Source organism: Myxococcus sp. NMCA1 (genome assembly GCF_026810205.1).
Taxonomy (GTDB): Bacteria; Myxococcota; Myxococcia; order Myxococcales; family Myxococcaceae; genus Myxococcus; species Myxococcus xanthus_A.
Window position 1 is genome coordinate 7,478,468 of record NZ_CP113950.1, and the last position, 19,580, is coordinate 7,498,047.

A 19,580-nucleotide genomic window follows, 5' to 3' on the forward strand; every position below is an offset into this window, starting at 1 on the left:
CCCGGCCGGATGCCTCGCCCCTCCCCCGCCGTCAGGCCTTGGGACTGGCCACCAGGTCGAAGTCCGGGATGTGCTCACGCATGAACTCACGCATCCGGTTGATGAGGGCCGCTTCAATCTGCCGGGCCCGCTCCCGGCTGACGCCGTACTTGTCGCCGATGTCCTGGAGCGTCAGGGGCTCGTCGGAGACGAGGCGGCTCTCGAAGATGAAGCGCTCCTTGCCCTCCAGCGTCCGGGCGAACTCGGACAGCTTCTCCCGGAAGAGGGCCTTGAGCTGCTCGGCGCCCAGGCGCTCGTCCGCCGGCATCGAGTTGGACGGCAGGTAGCGGTCCGCCCGGGTGGTCCGCGAGTCGTCGTCGTTGCCCAGGGGCGCGTCGATGGACATCTCGTCGTGTCCCAGCCGCTGGTCCATCTCCACCACGTCCTGCTCGGTGACGTTCAACCGCTCGGCGAGCAGCTTGGGGCTGGCCTCGAAGCCCTGGGCGATGAGCTTCTCCTGCTCCTGGCGCAACTTGAAGAAGAGCTTCCGCTGGGCCTCGGTGGTCCCCAGCTTCACCATCTTCCAGTTGTCCATGATGTAGCGAAGGATGTACGCGCGAATCCACCAGGCGGCGTAGCTGCTCAGCTTCACGCCGCGCTCGGGGTCGTACTTCTTCACCGCCTGCATCAGCCCGATGTTGCCCTCCTGGACCAAGTCCAGCAGGGACAACGGGTTGCGGTGGTACTCATGGGCCAGCTTGACGACCAGGCGCAGGTTGGACGCCACCAGCCGGTAGGCGGCGTTCACATCCCCGGATTCCTTGTAGTGCCGGGCCAGCTGGAGCTCTTCCTCCCGCGTCAGGAGCGGATGGCGCTGCACCTCGGCCATGTAGGCCTGGAGGGGGTCCCTGGGCGTGAGTCCCGTCTCCGCCGAGCGGACGAGCGCCCGGGGGGGCACCACGGGGGTGTCCAGCTCGGCCTCCGGTTCGACCTCCGCCAGCTCCGCCGCGTCCGGCTCCAGGGAATCCGGGTCCGATTGAGCCTCGACTTCCGCCCCCTCCACCTCGGCGTCCACGACGTCGCCAGCCCCGGGCGAGGCCGGCCGTTTCACGCGGGGTCGGGGGGACGTACCTTTGGTTCTTTTCCTCCCATTCGCCATGGGGGCTCCATACAGCAAAGTGCCGCGATTGTTGCCACAGGGTAATGCAGGGGCTATGCCCATGCCTGATGAGCGACATCCAAGAGCCAAACGTGCCGGGGAGTCCGGCGCCTGACGAAGCCCCGACGCGTCCCGCCGAGTACATCGCGGACATCGGCTTCGACGACATGAACCTGTCAGAACCCATCCGCCTCGCCCTGGCGGAGCGCGGTTATACCAACCCCACCCCTGTCCAGGCCCGCGCCTTCCGGCCCGCCATGGAGGGAAAAGACCTCATCGTTCGCAGCAAGACGGGCACCGGTAAGACGGCCGCTTTCGGCCTACCCCTGCTCGAGAAGATTCCCGCCGATGAGCGCCGCGTCCGAGCGCTCATCCTATGCCCCACTCGCGAGCTCGCCCTCCAGGTGGCGGACGAGCTGAAGATGCTCGCCAAGCACAAGGGGCTGAAAATCGCGGCCATCTACGGCGGCGCCTCCATGAAGCAGCAGGAGGACGCGCTGGAGGAAGGCACCCCCATCATCGTCGGCACGCCGGGACGCGTGTTCGACCACATCAACCGCGGCAACCTGAAGCTCGACGCGTGCGACCACGCCGTCCTGGATGAAGCGGATGAGATGCTGAACCAGGGCTTCTACGAGGAAGTCACGCGCATCCTCGACCGCCTTCCGAAGACGCGCCAGGTGCTGCTCTTCAGCGCCACCGTCCCCACGGACATCCAGAACCTCATCGCGCGCTACACGACGAACGCGGAGACGCTGCTGCTGTCCGGCGACGTCTTCACGGTGGAGCACATCCACCACATCCGCTACGACGTGTCGGACGCCTTCCCCAAGCCGCGCAACCTCATCTACGTGCTGGAGAAGGAAGAGCCGCAGAACGCCATCATCTTCTGCAACACGCGGGATGACACGGCGCTGGTGACGGCGGTGCTCAACCGCAACGGCTTCGACGCGGAGCTGCTCAATGGCGACCTGCCGCAGAAGGAGCGCGAGCGGGTCATGGGCAAGGTGAAGCGCGGCGAGGTGGCCTTCATGGTCGCCACGGACATCGCGGCGCGCGGCATCGACATCTCCGGCCTGGAGTACGTCATCAACTACTCGCTGCCGGAGGACCCGGCGGTGTACCTGCACCGCGTGGGCCGCACCGGCCGCATCGGCAACAAGGGCACCGCCATCAACCTCTTCTCCGGGCGCGAGCTGGCCACGTACACCGCGCTGGAGAAGAAGTACGGCATCAAGTTCGACAAGCGCGAGATGCCGGCCCCGGAAGAGGCCATGCGCCTGTGGACGGAGCGCCACGTGCGCGAAATCCAGGAGGCCGCGGGCGGCTCCGTCTTCGAGGGCTTCCTGCCGCTGGCCGCGCAGCTCAAGCCCCGCGCGGACGCCGACGACCTCATCGCCTTCCTGCTGAAGTACTTCTTCAGCCACCTGCGCATGGAGAAGGCCGCCGCGGCGATGGCGGCGGAGGGGCGTGAGCCTCCGCAGGAGCGCAAGTTCGAGAGCCGCGAGGGCGGCCGGCGCGAGCGCGGCGAGCGCAAGGAGCGTGGCGGTGAGCGCCGCGACCGGGAGCGCGACGACCGGCGCGAGAAGCGTGGCGAGTCCTCCGAGCGCGAGCGCGAGCGCCGGCCCCGCCGTGACGACGCGCGGCGCGAGCGCGGCGGCGAGAGTGGCCGCGGCGCGGCGGCGCTGGAGGCGGGTCCGGGCGAAGCCAAGCTGTGGGTGAACCTGGGGACCGCGGATGGCCTGGGGCCGGGCAGCATCGCCACGGCGCTGGAAGACGCGGGCGCCCCGGTGGGCAAGGTGGTGCGCGCCGAGCTGCGCCCCACCTTCGCCTATGTCTTCGTGGCGGAGGAGGACGCCGCCGCCTTCGAGACCATCAACGGCAAGCAGCACGGCACCAAGACGCTGCGCGTGGAGAAGAGCAAGCCGCGCACGGAGCGTGACGCCACGCCCCGCCCGCCCCCGTCTCCGGACGCGGGCCCCGGCGAGGCGAAGCTGTGGATCAACCTGGGCATGGACGACGGCATGGACGAGGCGAAGCTGCCCGCCGCGCTGGAGGCCGCGGGCGCTCCGGCCGGCAAGGTGCTGCGCACCCTGCTGCGCCCCACCTACGGCTACGCCTACGTGGCCGAGGAGGACGCGCCCGGCTTCGAGGCCGTCAACGGCAAGCCCCACGGCGAGAAGGCGCTGAAGGTGGAGCGTCACCGTCCGCGTGGCGCGCGCACGGAGCGCCGTCCCCGCACGGAGGCCCTGCCGGAGGTTCCCGGCCAGACGCGTCTGTGGGTGGGCCTGGGCAAGCAGGACGGGCTAGACGAGGCGGGCGTCGCCGCCGCGCTGGAGGCCGCGGGCGCTCCGGCTGGCAAGGTGCTGCGCACGGACCTGCGCCCCACCTACGCGTATGTCTTCGTCGCCGACGAGGACGTGGCGGCCTTCGAGACCACGCACGGCAAGCCCCACGGCGAGCGCACGCTCAAGGTGGAGCAGGCCAAGCGGAAGTAGTCCCTCAGGTGCCGCCGGTCCCTGGACTGGCGGCCTTCCTGCGCCGCTCACGGTGGTAGTGGGCGGCGCACAGGCTCCGGGCGAGCACCGGCTTCTCACAGCCGGGCTCGCCGCAGCGGGCGGGCTCCGGCCGGACGGCCTGGATGTCCTCCGTTGCCCACGTGGGCTCGTCGAACATCACCTCCGCCACCGACAGCAACCGGTCCACGTCCGCGCGAGCCAGGCCGCGCCCCCGGACGAAGGCCTCCAGCCGGTGGCCACCCGCGTCCTGCGTGTCCTCCAGCCGCAAGAGTTCCCACAGTGGGAGATGGAGCGCGGCGGCCACCTGGAGCAGCGTCTCGTAGCTGGGGCTGCGCTCGCCCCGCTCCAGCAGGGACGCGAAGGACACGGAGATGCCGCAGCGGGCGGCGAAGTCCTCCTGGGTGAGTCCCCGTCGCTCCCGCAGTGTCCGGATGCGCCGGGCCAGTCCCTGGAGGTGTCCGCTCACGGTGGAAGCGTCCGGCGGTTCGGGCGGCATGGCAGTTTCCTATGGTAGCGCACCCCTTCTGTTAAGGTCTCGCGCGCCGCCATCCAGGAGTTTGCCGACACATGAGCGCCGTCGAGGGTACCAACTACTACTTCCGCAAAGCCGCGCGGATCATGGACGTGGGCACCCCCATCGAAACGCTGCTCGCCACGCCCCTGCGCGAGGTGAAGGTCCAGGTCTCCATCGAGATGGACTCCGGGGAGATTCGCACCTTCCTCGGCTACCGGATTCAGCACGACAACAGCCGCGGCCCCATGAAGGGCGGCCTGCGCTACCACCCGATGCTGGACCAGGACGAGTGCGCGTCGCTCGCCTCGCTGATGACGTGGAAGACGGCCGTGGTGAATGTCCCCTATGGCGGCGCCAAGGGCGGCATCGCCTGCGACCCGTCCCAGCTGAGCATCAAGGAGCTGGAGCGCCTCACCCGGAAGTTCGTGGACCAGGTGCAGGACGTCATCGGCCCCACGCGCGACATCCCCGCCCCCGACGTCAACACCAACCCCCAGGTGATGGCGTGGATCATGGACCAGTATTCGCGCTACCACGGCCACTCGCCCGCGGTGGTGACGGGCAAGCCGCTGGAACTCTACGGCTCCAAGGGCCGCGAGGCCGCCACCGGCCGCGGGCTGCTCTACGTGGCGCGTGAAATCCTGCGTGATTTGGGCCTGCCGGTGAAGGGCACGCGCTTCGCGCTCCAGGGCTTCGGCAACGTGGGCGGCCACACCGCGCAGCTCCTCTGGGAGGACGGCGGCGTGGTGGTGGCGGTGGCGGACGCGCTGGGCGGCGTGCGCAACCCGCAGGGCCTGGACATCCCGTCCCTCTTCGAGCACGTGAAGCGCACCGGCACGGTGGCGGGCTTCAGCGGTGGTGCTTCGTGCAGCAACGATGACGTGCTGGGCGCGGACTGTGAGGTCCTCATCCCCGCGGCGCTGGGCCACGTGCTCACCCGGGAGAATGCCCACGCGGTGCGCGCCAAGCTCATCATCGAAGGCGCCAACGGCCCCACCCAGCCGGAGGCCGACGAAATCTTCGAGAAGCGCGGCATCTTCGTGGTGCCGGACGTGCTCGCCAGCGCCGGCGGCGTGACGGTGAGCTACTTCGAGTGGGTGCAGAACCTCCAGCACCTGTCGTGGGAGGAGGACCGCGTCAACGCGGAGCTGGAGAAGTCCATGAAGGAGGCCTACGAGCGCGTGGCGCAGGTGGCGCGCTCCCGGAAGGTCTCCATGCGGACTGCCGCGTACATCCTGGCGATTGGCCGGGTGGGCAAGGCCACCGTGCTGCGCGGCATCTGACGCGTCCCGCCGTGTCACGCGCTGGACGTAGCGCGGCGCGGCAGGCAGCCAGCGGAGCACGCTCTTTCCTCGTGTCGCTTCCGCCCGGGGCTCGCATCCGATAGAGGCGCGCCCATGGTCACCCTCGAGGACATCCAGGCCGCGCGCGAGCGCCTTCGCTCGGCCATCCGCCCCACGCCGTGCCCGCAGTCGGACTACTTCACGGAGCGGACGGAGTGCGCCGCGGTGTTCTTCAAGCTGGAGAACCTCCAGCGCACCGGGGCATTCAAGGAGCGCGGCGCCCTCAACAAGCTGCTGACGCTGACCGAGGACGAGCGGCGCCGGGGCGTCATCGCCGCGTCCGCCGGCAACCACGCGCAGGGCGTGGCGTACCACGCGCGTCGGCTGGGCGTGAGCGCCACCATCGTCATGCCGGAGCGCACCCCGCTCATCAAGGTGTCGCGCACGCGGGATGACTACGGCGCGCGCGTGGTGCTCAAGGGCACCAACTACGACGAGGCCTACGCGGAGGCGCTGCGCATCCAGAAGGCGGAGGACCGCGTCTTCATCCACCCCTTCAATGACGCGCACGTCATCGCCGGCCAGGGCACCATCGGCCTGGAGCTGCTGGAGCAGTGCCCCGACCTGGAGGTGGTGCTCGTCCCCATTGGCGGTGGCGGGCTCATCTCCGGCATCGCGTGCGCGCTGAAGGAGACGCGGCCCGACATCCGCGTGGTGGGCGTGCAGGCGGAGACCATCGCCAGCATGAAGGCGTCGGTGGAGGCGGGCGAGCGCGTGCTGCTGGCCGCCGCGGGCACCACCATCGCGGACGGCATCGCCGTCAAGCGCGTGGGCGACCTCACCTTCCCCATGGTGCAGAAGTACGTGGACGAGGTGGTGGCGGTGGACGAGGAGGAGATTGCCGCCGCCATCCTCACCCTCCTGGAGCAGGAGAAGAGCGTGGTGGAGGGCGCCGGCGCGGTGGGCCTGGCGGCGCTGCTCAGCGGTGACGTTCCCTCCGCGCGGGGCCGGCGCACCGCCATCATCTTGAGCGGTGGCAACATCGACATGAACGTCATCAGCCGCATCATCGAGCGCGGCCTGGTGAAGGCCGGTCGTCTGGTGCAACTGGAGGTCCGGCTGCCGGACCGGCCCGGCATGCTGGCGAAGCTCACCACGCAGGTGGCCGACCTGCGCGCCAATGTCGTGGAGATCCACCACGAGCGCGCCTTCTCCAAGGCGGGCCTGGGGGAGGCCATGGTGGAGGTGACGCTGGAGACCACCGGGCCCGCGCAAATCGAGGAGCTGGAGCGCGCGCTCCACCGGCTGGGCTGGCAGGTGGCCCGCAAGTAACACCCATCCGGGGGCAGGGCCTTGCGCCCGTGCGCCCGTGTCCGGCGATACTCAGGGCATGAGCCCCGCCGCCCTGCTCTCCGCCCTGCTGCTGACCGCCGCCCCTTCTTCTCCCGGACAGAAGGCGAAGTCGCTCGCCGCCAGCCGCGCCTGGGAGGAGCTCTATCTGGCCTTCTCGGCCGGAGAGGCATCGGACGTGCCCGCCCCGCAGCGGGGCACCGTCGCCACGGCGCTCCAGAAGGGCTGCGAGGCACTGAAGGACGAGGACCCGGTGATGGCGTACTCACTGGGCGAGCGCGCCACCGTCTACGAGGAGTCCGCGGGCGCGCTGCGGTGCCTGGCCCGGGCCGCGCGGAAGACGGACCAGCGGGCCACCGCGGAAGCCGCCCTGCGCAAGGGGCTGGCCCAGTACCCCAAGGACGGCGCCTTCGGCCTGGAGTTGGGGCGGCTGCTGATGGAGGAACAGGACGCGGCGGGCGCCGTGGCGGCGCTGGAGAAGGTGCCGGCGAAGTCGAAGGAGGCCACGGAAGCGAAGCGGCTGCTCGTGCAGGCCCGCGCCAAGACGACGGAGGAGACCGCCGCGCGGCGGGAGGCGGAGCGCCTGGAGCTGCGGATGAATGGAGCCACGAGCGGGCGGCCCACCGTCACGGCCGAAGCCCAGCCCGCGGTGGCCGGCCAGGGCCGGGGCTCCACGCGCTCGGCCAGCCTCAACTACGAGTCGGGCACCGGCGCGGACGGCATGCGGACGCGCTCCAACAGCCGCTTCGTCATCAAGTACTTCAACAACCAGCGCGACTTCGGCCAGCGCGCGGAGTACGAGGGACGAATCGTCGCCGCGCTGGACGAGGCCTACGACTTCACCCGCAGCATGCTGGGCGAGGTGCGACAGGCGCCGGTGGACATCATCCTGTACACACTCGCGGAGTTCCAGACGCACTTCGGCGCGGCGAAGGCGCGAGCGGTGGCCGGGCTCTATTCCGACAACGCCATCCGCATCAACGACGCCGCGGAGCTCACGCAGCAGACCAAGGCCACCCTGGTCCACGAGTACGTACACGCCGCGCTGGATGACTTCTGCGACGGCGACGGCAACAACCTCCCCGTCTGGCTCAACGAGGGCCTGGCCGAGTACGTCGAGTGGCGCTACCTGGGAGGCGAGGACCCCGAGCGGTCGGTCCGGAACTACATGGCCCAGGCCGCCAAGGCGAACTCCCTGCCCAAGCTGGCGCAGATGGAGGGCGCGTCCCTCATCATGCAGCGGAACCCGACGGTCGCCTATGCCACCTCCGCCGTGGCGGTCCGCGAGCTGGTCAAGCGGGGCGGCACGGGCCGATTCCTCACGATGGTCCGCGAGGTGGGACGGGGAAGACCCATCGACGAGGCCCTGTCGGACCACTACGGCAAGACGCGGGCGAGCCTCGACGAGGACGTCCGGGCCGCTCTCCAGTAGGGGAGGCTGGCAGCCGGGCCCGGGCCAATTGGTTTACCCGTTCCCGGGAGTCCCCTAGACTCGCAGCCCCTCTATTTACGCTGCGACAGAGGCTCGGCTGTACGCTGTCCGCAGCAAGGTGACGGATGTCGGACACGCGCGCAGCGATGAGAGAATTCCGCTTTCTCGACGAGAAGCGGAAGCTGGGAAGCCTGTCTCCGGTGGAGGAGGCTCGCTGGAACGAGCTGCGCGCACAACTGGGCGTGGATGACGCGCCAGCCGCGGACGCCGCCGCCTGGCAGCAGCAGGCCGCGCCCCAGGGCTACTACGCCGCTGACGGCCAGTGGTACCCCTACCCCGCCGGCTACGAGCAGCAGCCCCAGGGCTACTACGCCGACGACGGCCAGTGGTACCCCTACCCCGCCGGCTACGAGCAGCAACCCCAGGGCTACTACGCCGACGACGGCCAGTGGTACCCCTACCCCGCCGGCTACGACCCGAACCAAGGGTACGATCCGAACGCGCAGGCATACGCGCAGCAGGGCTACGACCCGAACGCTCAGGCGTATGACCCGAATGCGCAGGCGTACGCGCAGCAGGGTTACGACCCGAACGCTCAGGCCTACGCACAGCAAGGCTACGACCCGAACGCTCAGGCATATGCGCAGCAGGGTTACGACCCGAATGCGCAGGCGTATGCGCAGCAGGCGTATGATCCGAATGCGGGCTACGCCCAGGGCACTGCCGAAGCGTGGCAGGCGGATCCGCAGGCCTATGCCGCGGAGTCCGTGCAGCAGCAGCCCTACCCCACCGCTCCCGAACCCCAGCCGGCTGTCGAGCCGGACAACCTCAGCCTTTCGGACGACATCGACATTCCCGCGCTGAGCGAGCCCGCGCCGTGGATGACGCCGGGCGCCGGTGGACAGGCGCAGAATGCACTGAGCGCTGAGCAGGAACCCGACATCGAGGCGATGCCCGCCGACGAGGAACCGGCCGCGGCGGATGACCCGTCTGCGTCGTTCGCGGACGTCACCGCGGACCTCCAGCAGGATGCGCAGCCCGTGTCCGAGGAGGCGCAGCCGGAAGCCCTGAGCGTTGCGGAGGATGACTTCTCCGAAGTGGGGTCGGACACCCCGGCGGTGGCCGCCAGCGCCGAGCCCGAGCCTTCCCTGGAGGCGTCGTTCGCCGACCTGTCGATGGAGGTCGAGTCGGCACCGGATGCGCCGGTGGCGCCCGCGGGCGACGCCCTGGCCTCGACGGAAGTGGAGGTCCCTTCCTCCGAGGTCGAGTTGCTGGACGGCACCGCCGACAGCGAGCCTGTCCTGGCCCACGAGCAGTCTCCCGCCCCCATCGATGATGCGTGGGCCTCCGCGCCGCTCGCCGTCGAGCCTGAGCACGTGGACGTCGCCGATGCGGGCGACATCATCGATGTTGCCGCCATGGCGGAGCCGGAGGCGGCCTCGCAGGTTGCGGATTCCGAAATCGCGCTCGATGCCTCCGACATGGTCGAAGCGTCGGCTGCGGATACGACGGATGCGTGGGACGCGGGTGCGACGACCGACGTGACGGCTGATGCCATTGCGACGGCCGACCACGGCGCGACGGATTTCATCGCGGCCAGCGCGGGCGATACGTACGAGGCACAGCCCGCCGAATTTGCACTCGACACCGCGGATGTGGCTTCGGCCGAAGCCGAGCCCACCGAGATTGCGCTCGATGCAGCCGACGTGAGCGATGCGGCGGTTGAGCACGCCTCGGAGATGGCGTTCGACGCGTCTGCCGAAATCGCGCTCGACACTTCCGATGTCGCCGTGGCGGAGACCTATCCCGAGACGGCCCTCACGGCGTCTGACGCCAGCGATGCCTCGACGGCGGAAGCCTACCCCGCTGCCGACTTCGCGACGGCAGAGGCTTACCCTGCGACGGACTTCGCGACGGCGGAGGCCTACCCCGCGACGGACTTCGCGACGGCCGACGTCAGCGAGGCCGCGACGGCGGAGGCTTATCCCGAGGCGACGCTGACTGCCTTCGAGGCAAGTGATTCGACCGCAGCCGCTCCCGAGTTCGCGCTCGCGGCGTCGGATGTCATCGAAACGTCTGTTCCCGAGCCGGAGCTGGCGGCCGCGGATTCCAGCAGCGAAGTTGTCGCCGAGGCCTCCCCCTACGGCAGCGCAGCAGCCTCGTTCGAGCCCTTCGCCGAGACTGCCTTCAGCGAAGGCGATGCAACCGCCGCTGGCGAACCGTACACCGAAGCGGTGCTCGACGCCGCAGAGGTCAGCGACACGGCAGTGAGCGAGCACGCTTTCGCGACGTCCGAAGCGAGCGAGTCCGCCACTGCCGAGGCGTATCCGGAAGTAGCGCTCGACACCGCCGATGTGAGTGACGCGGCCACGATGGAGTTGGACTCGGCGACGACCGCTGCCGAAGCCACCTCCGACACGGCGCTCGCATCCAGCGAATGGGACAGCACGGACGCGGCCGAGGAGTTTGCCACTACGGCGCATGCGGCCTCCGACGTCAGCGAATTGGCTGCCTTCGAGACTGCGCCCGAGACGGCTCACAGCACCTACGACCACTCGAGTGAGACCTCCGCCGGGAACGAGCTCGTCCTCGACGCGACCGAGATGAGCGAGCCCGAAATCGCTCTCGATGCGTCCGACGTCGCCGAATCACCTTCCGCCCAGTCGCCCTCCGAAATCACGCTCGACGCCACGGACGTCGCCGAGTCCGCTCCGATTGAGCCGGCCGCGGAGATTTCCCTGGAGGCCTCCGACGTCGCCGAGCCGCAGTCGGCTGAAATCACCCTCGATGCCTCGGAGGTGAGCGAAGAGTCTCCCGCGCAGCAGGGAAGCGTCCCGACGCTGGAGCTCAACGCGGCCGAGGTGTCGTCCGACGAGCCCTCGCTCGATGTCATCGATGTCGAGTCCGCGCCCGGACACGCCGGGGACGAGGCATCGTTCCAGGCCGCTGACGCCGGGAGCGAGCAGCCCACGCTCGAGGTTATCGAAGTCGGTACGGAGGCCACCGCTTCGGAAGTGGACTTCCCGCAGGGGGCTGCGCCCTTCGCGTCGTCGGATGTCCCATCGCTCGAGATCCGGCCGGTCCAGGCGGGTCCGGACCTCCACGCGGAAACGATCGAGGTGGTGGGAGATCCGCCGCATTCGTCCGCACGGCACTCCGCGCGCACGCCTTCCGCCGAGGAGATGTTCGACCTGAGCGGGAACCCCGAAGAGGCCGTGCCTCTCGTGGCAGCGAACGAGTTCCTGGCCCACGGCCACTTCGCGCCGACCGATGAGCGCAGTGTGGCGATGGCGGAGGGTGACGCGGGCGCCATCGAACTGCAGCCTGAATGGGCTTCCACTTCCGAGCAGCCCGCTGCGGAAGCGGCTCAGACGGACTGGGCCACTTCCGGTGAGCAGGCCACTTCCAGCGATGCGTATGCAGGCTGGGAGGATCCTGTTTCGGAAACAGTCGACCTCCAGGCGGAGTGGACAGAGCCTGTCACCGCTTCCGAGTGGACGACCTCCGAGCACACGGCGCCTGCCACGAGCCACGCGGCGTGGGCGGCTTCCGATGCAGGCATCGCCTCCGAGGCTGGCCAGGCCGAGTGGACCGACTCCACCACCGAGCTCCAGCCCGAATGGGTTGCGGCCGAAGACGCGGCAGCCACTGAAGCTCAACCCGAGTGGGCCACCACCGCGGAGCAGACGCCCACCGAAGCGCAGGCGCAGTGGACCGAGACCGCCGCGCACGCCGCCCCCGGCAGCGAGCAGACGGAATGGGCTGCGAACACGCCAGACGCCACGCTCGAGGCGGCCCAGGCCGACTGGGCGTCAACCTCCTCCGAGGCCGCGCCCGTCGAACCCCAAGCGGAGTGGGCTGAACCGACCGCCGAGGACGGCCAGGCCCAGTGGGCCACGGCTGAAGCGTCCCCAGGCGAGGGCTGGAACACGGCGTCGACTGAGGCAGCGCCCGTGGAAGTCCAGGCCGAGTGGGCCGAGTCTTCTGAGGCCGCGCCCACTGAGGTTCAGGCCGACTGGTCGGCCCCTACGCCCGACGCGGCGCCGGTGGAAGTGCAAGCCGAGTGGGCCGCCCCCGCCCAACAGGATGGAGCCGCCCTGACGGCTGAACCTGCGGCGACGGAGGCCCAGGCCGGATGGGCTGCGCCAGAAACCGCTGACGCCACCACGGATGCCCAGGCAGGTTGGACGACGCCGGGAGCCGACACCGCTCAGTCGGAATGGACTGCCGCTTCGGAAAACGGGTGGGCGACCGCCGAGGCCGCGCAGCCCGAGTGGGCCACGCCCGTCGAGGAAGTCCAGACCGAATGGACTGCGCCTGCGACCGAAGCCGCCGCGCAGCCCGAGTGGGCCACGCCTGCGACCGAAGCCGTGCCCGGCGAAGGTGCTCAGCCCGAGTGGGCTTCGCCTGCGACCGAGGAAGTCCAGGCCGAGTGGGCGACGCCCGCAGCCGAAGCCGCCACATCGTCGGAGTGGGCTTCGCCTGAGACCGAGGGAGCCCAGTCCGAGTGGGCCACTCCCGCTGCCGATGCCGCGCAGGCCGGCTGGGCCGCAGCGCCCCTGGAAGCCGCGCAGCCGGAGTGGGCTTCGCCTGCGGCTGAAGAGGCGCAAGGCGAGTGGGCCACTCCCGCTGCCGAAGCCGCCGCTCCGTCGGAGTGGGCTTCGCCTGCGACGGAAGAGGCGCAAGGCGAGTGGGCCACTCCCGCAGCCGATGCCGCCGCTCCGTCGGAATGGGCTTCGCCTGCGACGGAAGAGGCGCAAGGCGAGTGGGCGAATCCCGCTGCCGAGGAAGCTCAGGCCGAGTGGGTAACGCCCGCGGAAGGCGCTGCGCCGTCGTCGGAGTGGGCTTCGCCTGCGACCGAGGAAGTCCAGGCTGAGTGGGCGACGCCCGCCGAAGGCGCTGCACCAGCATCGGAGTGGGCTTCGCCCGCGACGGAGGAAGTCCAGGCTGAGTGGGCGGCGCCTGCGACCGATGCCGCTGCAACGGCGTCGGAATGGGCTTCGCCCGCCACCGAGGAAATCCAGGCCGAGTGGGCCACGCCCACCACCGAAACCGCTGCCCAGCCGGAGTGGGCCTCGCCTGCGCCCGAAGCCGCCCAGCCCGCCTGGGCCGCCCCCACGGAAGGCGCGCAGGCAGAGTGGGCCACCCCCGAGGCAGAAGAAGTCCAGGGCGAGTGGGCCGCCGCTCCGGCGGAGGGCGCTCAGCAGGAGTGGGCAACGCCCACGGAAGCCCCCCACGCCGAGTGGTCCACGCCCGCCACCGAGGAAGTCCAGGCCGAATGGGCCGACCCCATCGAGGAAGCCGCTCCGGCCGCCGAATGGGCCTCAACGAGCGCGCCTGCTGCCTCGCAGTGGGACACGCCCGCGGACAACGCCCCCGCGGCCTCGGAATGGAACGCGCCCTCAGGTGACGTGCCTGCCAACGCGTGGGCCTCCCCCACGCCGGACACGACACCTGCGGCGAGCGCGGAATGGTCCGCGACCAGCCACGACACCAGCGCGACCTGGGACGCCTCCGCCACCACCGAGTGGTCCTCGGAGCAGACGGCGAACTGGAACGAAGCGCCCGCTGAAGAGGTCTCCCTCGCGGACACGGCCACGCCTGCCTCCACGGAGTGGAATGATGCCTCCGTGGACGTGGAGCCCGTCATGGAGGAGGCCGAGCCCATCGAAGAGGCGTCCGTGTGGGAAGCCGAGCCCATCCAGGACAGCGCGCCCGTGACGTCGCAGTGGGCCGCCGCCAGCACGGACAGCCCCTTCGGCGCGGAGGCACAGGACTTCACCGAGGCCACGCCCATCGAGGAAGAAGAAGTCTCGATGGAGCTCGAGCAGGAGGTCTCCGAAATCGACGTCGAGGAAGAAGCCGTGGTGCCGCCGCCCGCGCCCATCGCCGCCTTCCCCGTCATCGCGCCGGCGCCCGCGCACTTCGCTCAAGCTGCCTCACTGGCCACCGCCGCGCAGCCGCAGCACACCGCCGTCGTCATGCCGGCCGCGCCCGCCAACAGCATCGCCGTGGAGCGTGAGCCGCTCTTCGACGACACCGCCATCGTCGGAGGCACGGCCCTCACCTCCTTCGTGGAAGGCGAGCACCGCGTCATCATCCACACCGTCGAAGGCCAGGTGAAGCGCGGCACCATCCGCGACGCGGACCTGCTCGACGAGGTCATCTCCCTGGAGCAGCAGAGCGGCTTCGCCGCCGAGCAGATTCCGGGCAAGCGCGTGAAGGCCATCTTCTTCATGCTCGCCGCCGGCGCGCGTCAGCCGCAGGTGGAGGGTCAGAAGATCCGGGTCACCTTCAACGACGGACGTCAGGTCGCGGGCTTCTCCCAGGACTTCCAGGGCAGCACGCCGGGCTTCTTCGTCATCCCCGCCGACCAGCGCACCAACACCGCGCGCATCTTCATCTACCGCTCCAGCGTGCAGGCGGTGGCCGAGGGCTGAGCGGGCGCGTCCCCGAAGGACGGGCGGGGCCACCGTGCCCCGCAAATGAAAGAGGGGCCCCCACCACCGTGGGAGGCCCCTCCGTCATTTCAGAAGCAGCGAAGGCTTACTTCTTGTCCGTCGCGGCCGGGGCGCCGGCGTCGGCCTGCTTCACCAGCGACAGCTCCAGGTTCACGGTGACTTCCTCACCCACCGCGACGCCGCCCGCCTCCAGCGCCTGGTTGTAGGCCAGGCCGAAGTCCTTGCGGTTCAGCTTGGTGGTCGCCGTCACGCCCGTGCGGGTGTTGCCCCAGGGGTCCTTGGACTCCTTCGACGGGCCCGTGACGTCCAGGACGACCGGCTTGGTGACGCCGTGCATGGTCAGGTCGCCGGTGACCTTCAGCTTGCCCTGGCCCGCCTTCTGGACCTTGGTGGACTTGAAGGTGATCTCCGGGAACTTGGCCGTGTCGAAGAAGTCAGGGGCCCGCAGGTGCTCGTCGCGCTTGGCGTTGCCGGTGTTGACGGTGGACGCGTCCAGCACGGCCTCGACCTTGGACTTGGTGACGTCCTTGTCATCCAGGTTCACCGTGCCGCTCTTCACGTTGAACGAGCCGGTGACGTTCGACACCATCATGTGACGGACGGAAAAGCCGGCGCTGGAGTGCGAGTCATCCACCTTCCAGGTGGAGGCCAGCGCAATGGACGGGAGGGCGAAAAACAGGGCAACGGCGCTCTTCATGGACGTCTTCATAGGAAGTGTACTCCTTGGGGATACGGCGAAGTCAGGCGCGCAGCGCGAAGCTGCGCATGGACAAGGTTCCGTGATGGAAGCCCTCGAATACGGGGGTGAGACGGTCCTCGGGGAGGGCAGCTCCGAGGACGAAATAGAGCGGCATCAAATGTTCGGCCCTTGGATGCGCGAGCCGCGCGTTCGGTGCATCCAACCATGCTTGAAGGCCGGTGAAGTCTCGCGCCTCCAGCTTCTGCGCAATCCACGCATCAAAGGCCGCGGCCCACGGCTCGACGGACGCCGCCTTCTCGTGGAAATTCAGCCGGCGCAGGTTGTGGACGATGCCGCCGCTGCCCATCAACAGCACGCCCTGTGCGCGCAGCGGCCGGAGGAGCTCGCCCATCCGCGCGATGTCCGCGGGGCTCGCGCCCAGCGGCATGGAGACCTGGACGACGGGGAGCTTCGCCTCCGGAAAGGCATGCAGCAGCGGCACCCACGCGCCGTGGTCCCACCCGCGCTCCGCGTCAGCCACGGTGGGCAACCCGCCCGCCTTCAACCGGGCGACCACGTCCTCGGCCAGGGACGGCGCACCCGGCGCGCCGTAGCGCAGGCGGTAGAGCGGCTCGGGAAAGCCATAGAAGTCATGGATGAGTGACGGCTGCGCGCTGGCGGTGACGCGAATCTCGCCGGGCGTCTCCCAATGGGCGGACACCACCACCAGGGCCCGCGCCTGGGCCTCGCCGCCGAAGCGCCGCAGTGCCTGCGGGTAGGCATCCGCGTCCAGGGCCACCATCGGTGAGCCGTGAGAGATGAACGCCGCGGGGGCCACGGCCTGGCCGCCGCCAGGGCCACCCGCCCCCAGCACGCCCGCCACCCCGGCCGCCGCCACGCCTTGAAGCACCACGCGTCTGTCGAGTTCGTCGCCCATGACGGCCGCCTTCTAATGCAACCGGAAGACCACGACACCCAAAACCCCAACCTATTGAATTTGCTCCACTCCATAAACCTCCCGTGCAACCAGCCTCTCAAAACGATAGAGACTCAACTCATTCTGGAAGGAGTCGTACAGCGTGGGTGGCCGTTTCGAGCTGGACTTGAGTGAGCTGCTGTCCTTCGAGCCGGGGGGCGGGCTCATCCACTTCGGGGGACAGCGCGTGCTGCTGATGGACCCAGTGGCGCTGGGGCTGCTTCGCAAGGAGCTCATCAAGCTGATGGGGATGACGGCGGCGCGCGGCACCTTCACGCGCCTGGGCTACGCGCACGGCTGGCGCACGGCCGAAGCGATGAAGGGCGCGGTTCCCTGGAAGGACGAGTCCCTGTGGCGCCGTGCCGGTGGGCGGCTGCACACCCTCCAGGGACAGGTCCGGGTGGAGCCCGTCCAGCGCCGCGCGGACGAAGGCCCGGAGCCCTTCGCCGAGGCGCAGTGGCGCGACTCCTATGAAGCCGAGCAGCACCTGCTGCACCTGGGCCAGTCCGATCAGCCGGTGTGCTGGAGCCTCACCGGCTTCGCGTCCGGCTACATGAGCTACGTCAACGGCAAGCCCATCTACGGCACGGAGCTGCGCTGCGTGGGCAAGGGCGACGCGGCATGCCACTACGTGGGCCGGCCCGCCGAGGAGTGGAGCACCGAGTGCACGGAGGTGCTGCGCCTCTACGAGACTCAGTGCATGGAAGGCATGCTGGCGCAGGTGACGGAGGCGCTGCGGCAGGCGGAGCGCAAGCTGCGCGCAAAGCGGCAGTCGCTGGCGCGCGCGGGCGTGACGGAGGACCCCGCGGGCATGGTGGCGCGCTCGGAGGAGATGCAGCGGGTCATCAACCTGGCGCGCAGGGCGGCGAAGGTGGACTCCACGGTGCTCGTCACGGGTGAAAGCGGCGTGGGCAAGGAGCGCATCGCCCGTCTCATCCATGACGAGTCAGGCCGCGCGCACAAGGCCTTCGTCGCAGTCAACTGCGCCGCTGTCACGGAGAGCCTGCTGGAGAGCGAGCTGTTCGGCCACGCGCGCGGCGCCTTCACCGGCGCCACCCACGACAGGGCCGGCCTCTTCGAAGCGGCCCATGGCGGCACCCTCTTCCTGGATGAAGTGGGCGAGGTGCCCCCGTCCATGCAGGCCAAGCTGCTGCGCGTGCTGCAGGAGCGCGAGGTGCGCCGCGTGGGCGAGAATGCCAGCCGCAAGGTGGACGTGCGGCTGGTGGCCGCCACCAACCGCGACCTCGCGGAGGAGGTCCGCCAGGGACGCTTCCGCCAGGACCTCTACTACCGGCTGCGCGTCATCGAGCTGAAGATTCCGCCGCTGCGTGAGCGCCGCGACGACGTGCTCCCCCTGGCGCGGCTGCTGCTCGCCGAGGCCGCGGAGCGCCTGGGCCGCAGGGTGTCTGGCCTGTCCCCGGACGCGGCGGACCAGTTGCTGCGCTATGCGTGGCCCGGCAACGTGCGTGAGTTGGGAAACGCCGTGGAGCGCGCGGTGGCGCTGTGCGAGGGCACTCGGGTGGAACGGGAGGACCTGCCGGAGGAGGTCCGCGCCGCGCCCCCCAGCCTGGTGCCCACCGGCAATCCGCAGCGGCTGGAGGACATGGAGAAGCACTACATCCTGGCGGTGCTGGCGCAGAACGGCGGCAACCGCGCGCGCACCGCCGAGCAGCTCGACATCGGCGTGGCGACGCTCTACCGCAAGCTCAAGCAGTACGGCCACCCGGAGGCGGCCCACTGAGTCGCGAAGGGCCCGGCGTCAGTTGAGGTACTGGTCCCGGTCCGGCCGGTCCTGCCGCACCACCTGCAGGTGCTTGGAGCGGCCCTTCAACTGACGCTGCAGCCGCCAGTGCTGCAGGTGCAGCCACAGCTTGCGCGGGTTGGCGCCACGCACGTAGGCGAACGCCATGCAGAGGCCCAGCAGGTCCGGCACCTGCGTCTGCCAGCCACTGGTGACGGCCGACAGCACGACGAAGCCCGCGCCAATGCCCGCCAGGGCGTTGCCCGACAGCGGCAGGCCCCAGAAGTTCGTCTGCCCCCGGCCAATGGTGAGTCCGTAGGACACCCACAGCACCGACGTCATGACGTTGCCGCCCGCGTACGCCTGCACCGTCGCGCCGGGCACCAGCATGGCCAGCAGCGAGGTGATGAGGCCCGCGCTCACCGCGATGCCCAGCACCACCATCAACAGGCGCCTGCCGCCCCAGACGGACTCCAGGTAGCCGCCAATGGACCAGGTGATGATGGCGCCGAAGATGATGCCAATGGGGCTGGACTCGATGAAGGCGTACGTCAGCGGCTGCCACAGGAAGAGCTTCCCGAACACCAGGTCCGGGAACAGCAACAGCAAGCCACCCGACTGCGACTTCGTGAGGTGAAACATCACGGAGCCAGCCACCAGCGCCACCGCCAACTTGGACGCCGTGGTCTCCAGGCCGGGCAGACCCATGCCGCCGCCCCCGCCTCCGAAGCTCCTCATCGGTCGCATTCAGTACACCATCCTCTCGTTGCTCAGAGCCGTCCAAAGGTGGTGGAACACCGCTCGCTTCGCAACCCCAAATGACGAAGGGCGCCCATCCCCGACACCGGGGAGAGCGCCCTCGAACACCCACGCCTCGTCAACTGCCTCGCGGCCGTTCAAGCCTTCGGCTTGTAGAAGAGCGTGATGGTCAAACAGTGGAACTCCTTGTCGGAGGACTGCGTCACCACCCTGTCGACCACCTCGAGGTTGGAGTTCTCCTTGAGCCACTTGGTGATGTTCTCACCCATGTTCTCGCGGTCACGCGCGAGCGTGGTGGAGAACACCTTGACGCCCGTGAAGCTGATAACGCCCATTCCGACCCTCGTCATAAACCAGAGATTCTGGACGTTTACCCCGAGACGATTCCGCCATCAAGAATCGGGCCCGACAATCCGGCCCTTGCGCGTCCTGGGCATCCCACCCGGGAGGTGGGCTCCCGGGCCTCGCACGGAGCGCGCGGGCCCGGGGGCTGGGACTTCACCGGCCGCTGGCGGCCTTGCGCGACAGGCAGGTGACCTCGTCCTTGCAGGCCGGGCCAATGCCCTCGGGGTGTGCCGTCAGGGGCGTCTTGTCGCTCTCCTCCACGCCACACACCACGCACTTGCGCTTGCGGTTGCGACGCTCGGCGCGGCGCTGCTCCGCGATGGCCTTGGCCCGCTCACGCGCCGTCTTCGCGTCCACCTCGTTGCTCATCTCGCGTCCTGGTT

At 69.6% G+C, this 19,580-nt stretch carries 13 protein-coding genes; 6 read left to right on the forward strand and 7 right to left on the reverse strand.

Annotated features, from left to right (window positions below; genetic code table 11):
- Positions 1 to 31 precede the first annotated feature (31 nt).
- On the reverse strand, positions 32 to 1,138 hold the full coding sequence (locus OZ403_RS30860) for a sigma-70 family RNA polymerase sigma factor (RefSeq protein ID WP_140799741.1): 1,107 nt from the start codon (positions 1,136 to 1,138) through the stop codon (positions 32 to 34).
- Positions 1,139 to 1,206: 68 nt separating this feature from the next.
- Here OZ403_RS30860 and OZ403_RS30865 point away from each other — a divergent pair, with 68 nt between their 5' ends.
- Complete coding sequence (locus OZ403_RS30865) at positions 1,207 to 3,636, forward strand: DEAD/DEAH box helicase (protein WP_140799742.1); 2,430 nt, start codon at positions 1,207 to 1,209, stop codon at positions 3,634 to 3,636.
- A gap of 4 nt (positions 3,637 to 3,640) precedes the next feature.
- Here the strand turns inward: OZ403_RS30865 and OZ403_RS30870 are convergent, their stop codons facing one another.
- Positions 3,641 to 4,153, reverse strand: coding sequence for a helix-turn-helix domain-containing protein (locus tag OZ403_RS30870; protein ID WP_140794869.1), 513 nt, complete (start codon positions 4,151 to 4,153; stop codon positions 3,641 to 3,643).
- Positions 4,154 to 4,224: 71 nt separating this feature from the next.
- Between OZ403_RS30870 and OZ403_RS30875 the strand changes: the two genes are divergently transcribed.
- The 4 genes from OZ403_RS30875 (at position 4,225) to OZ403_RS30890 (ending at position 14,676) form a co-directional block, all read left to right on the forward strand.
- Positions 4,225 to 5,454: a Glu/Leu/Phe/Val family dehydrogenase gene (locus tag OZ403_RS30875; protein WP_140794870.1), complete on the forward strand. Its 1,230-nt coding sequence runs from the start codon at positions 4,225 to 4,227 to the stop codon at positions 5,452 to 5,454.
- Between the two features lie 114 nt (positions 5,455 to 5,568).
- The gene (gene ilvA / locus OZ403_RS30880; RefSeq protein WP_140794871.1) at positions 5,569 to 6,786 is read left to right on the forward strand and encodes a threonine ammonia-lyase; all 1,218 of its coding nucleotides are present in this window, start codon (positions 5,569 to 5,571) and stop codon (positions 6,784 to 6,786) included.
- Between the two features lie 58 nt (positions 6,787 to 6,844).
- A complete protein-coding gene (locus OZ403_RS30885) occupies positions 6,845 to 8,236 on the forward strand; it encodes a peptidase MA family metallohydrolase (RefSeq protein WP_174258934.1) in 1,392 nt (463 codons plus the stop codon).
- Positions 8,237 to 8,382: 146 nt separating this feature from the next.
- Complete coding sequence (locus OZ403_RS30890; protein ID WP_268782445.1) at positions 8,383 to 14,676, forward strand: DUF6982 domain-containing protein; 6,294 nt, start codon at positions 8,383 to 8,385, stop codon at positions 14,674 to 14,676.
- 106 nt (positions 14,677 to 14,782) lie between these two features.
- Here OZ403_RS30890 and OZ403_RS30895 read toward each other — a convergent pair whose 3' ends face one another.
- Together OZ403_RS30895 and OZ403_RS30900 are read right to left on the reverse strand one after the other, a co-directional pair.
- Positions 14,783 to 15,406 (reverse strand): YceI family protein, encoded by a 624-nt coding sequence (locus tag OZ403_RS30895; RefSeq protein ID WP_140794874.1) that lies wholly within the window; start codon positions 15,404 to 15,406, stop codon positions 14,783 to 14,785.
- Positions 15,407 to 15,437: 31 nt separating this feature from the next.
- The gene (locus tag OZ403_RS30900; RefSeq protein WP_140794875.1) at positions 15,438 to 16,313 is read right to left on the reverse strand and encodes a dioxygenase family protein; all 876 of its coding nucleotides are present in this window, start codon (positions 16,311 to 16,313) and stop codon (positions 15,438 to 15,440) included.
- Positions 16,314 to 16,455: 142 nt separating this feature from the next.
- Here OZ403_RS30900 and OZ403_RS30905 point away from each other — a divergent pair, with 142 nt between their 5' ends.
- Positions 16,456 to 18,093, forward strand: a complete 1,638-nt coding sequence (locus OZ403_RS30905; RefSeq protein WP_140794876.1) for a sigma-54-dependent Fis family transcriptional regulator — start codon at positions 16,456 to 16,458, stop codon at positions 18,091 to 18,093.
- Between the two features lie 18 nt (positions 18,094 to 18,111).
- Here the strand turns inward: OZ403_RS30905 and OZ403_RS30910 are convergent, their stop codons facing one another.
- The 3 genes from OZ403_RS30910 to OZ403_RS30920 form a co-directional block, all read right to left on the reverse strand.
- Positions 18,112 to 18,840, reverse strand: coding sequence for a DUF1751 domain-containing protein (locus tag OZ403_RS30910; protein ID WP_140794877.1), 729 nt, complete (start codon positions 18,838 to 18,840; stop codon positions 18,112 to 18,114).
- Positions 18,841 to 18,989: 149 nt separating this feature from the next.
- Entirely contained in the window at positions 18,990 to 19,187 is a 198-nt protein-coding gene (locus OZ403_RS30915; RefSeq protein ID WP_013938428.1) for a hypothetical protein, read from the reverse strand.
- Positions 19,188 to 19,350: 163 nt separating this feature from the next.
- The gene (locus OZ403_RS30920; RefSeq protein ID WP_013938427.1) at positions 19,351 to 19,566 is read right to left on the reverse strand and encodes a hypothetical protein; all 216 of its coding nucleotides are present in this window, start codon (positions 19,564 to 19,566) and stop codon (positions 19,351 to 19,353) included.
- Between the last annotated feature and the right edge of the window lie 14 nt (positions 19,567 to 19,580).

Coding starts and splice junctions, on each gene's coding strand:
- OZ403_RS30860 (WP_140799741.1), bottom strand. CDS start 1,138: ATGGCGAATGGGAGGAAAAGAACCAAAGGTACGTCCCCCCGACCCCGC.
- OZ403_RS30865 (WP_140799742.1), top strand. CDS start 1,207: ATGAGCGACATCCAAGAGCCAAACGTGCCGGGGAGTCCGGCGCCTGAC.
- OZ403_RS30870 (WP_140794869.1), bottom strand. CDS start 4,153: ATGCCGCCCGAACCGCCGGACGCTTCCACCGTGAGCGGACACCTCCAG.
- OZ403_RS30875 (WP_140794870.1), top strand. CDS start 4,225: ATGAGCGCCGTCGAGGGTACCAACTACTACTTCCGCAAAGCCGCGCGG.
- ilvA (WP_140794871.1), top strand. CDS start 5,569: ATGGTCACCCTCGAGGACATCCAGGCCGCGCGCGAGCGCCTTCGCTCG.
- OZ403_RS30885 (WP_174258934.1), top strand. CDS start 6,845: ATGAGCCCCGCCGCCCTGCTCTCCGCCCTGCTGCTGACCGCCGCCCCT.
- OZ403_RS30890 (WP_268782445.1), top strand. CDS start 8,383: ATGAGAGAATTCCGCTTTCTCGACGAGAAGCGGAAGCTGGGAAGCCTG.
- OZ403_RS30895 (WP_140794874.1), bottom strand. CDS start 15,406: ATGAAGACGTCCATGAAGAGCGCCGTTGCCCTGTTTTTCGCCCTCCCG.
- OZ403_RS30900 (WP_140794875.1), bottom strand. CDS start 16,313: ATGGGCGACGAACTCGACAGACGCGTGGTGCTTCAAGGCGTGGCGGCG.
- OZ403_RS30910 (WP_140794877.1), bottom strand. CDS start 18,840: ATGCGACCGATGAGGAGCTTCGGAGGCGGGGGCGGCGGCATGGGTCTG.
- OZ403_RS30915 (WP_013938428.1), bottom strand. CDS start 19,187: ATGGGCGTTATCAGCTTCACGGGCGTCAAGGTGTTCTCCACCACGCTC.
- OZ403_RS30920 (WP_013938427.1), bottom strand. CDS start 19,566: ATGAGCAACGAGGTGGACGCGAAGACGGCGCGTGAGCGGGCCAAGGCC.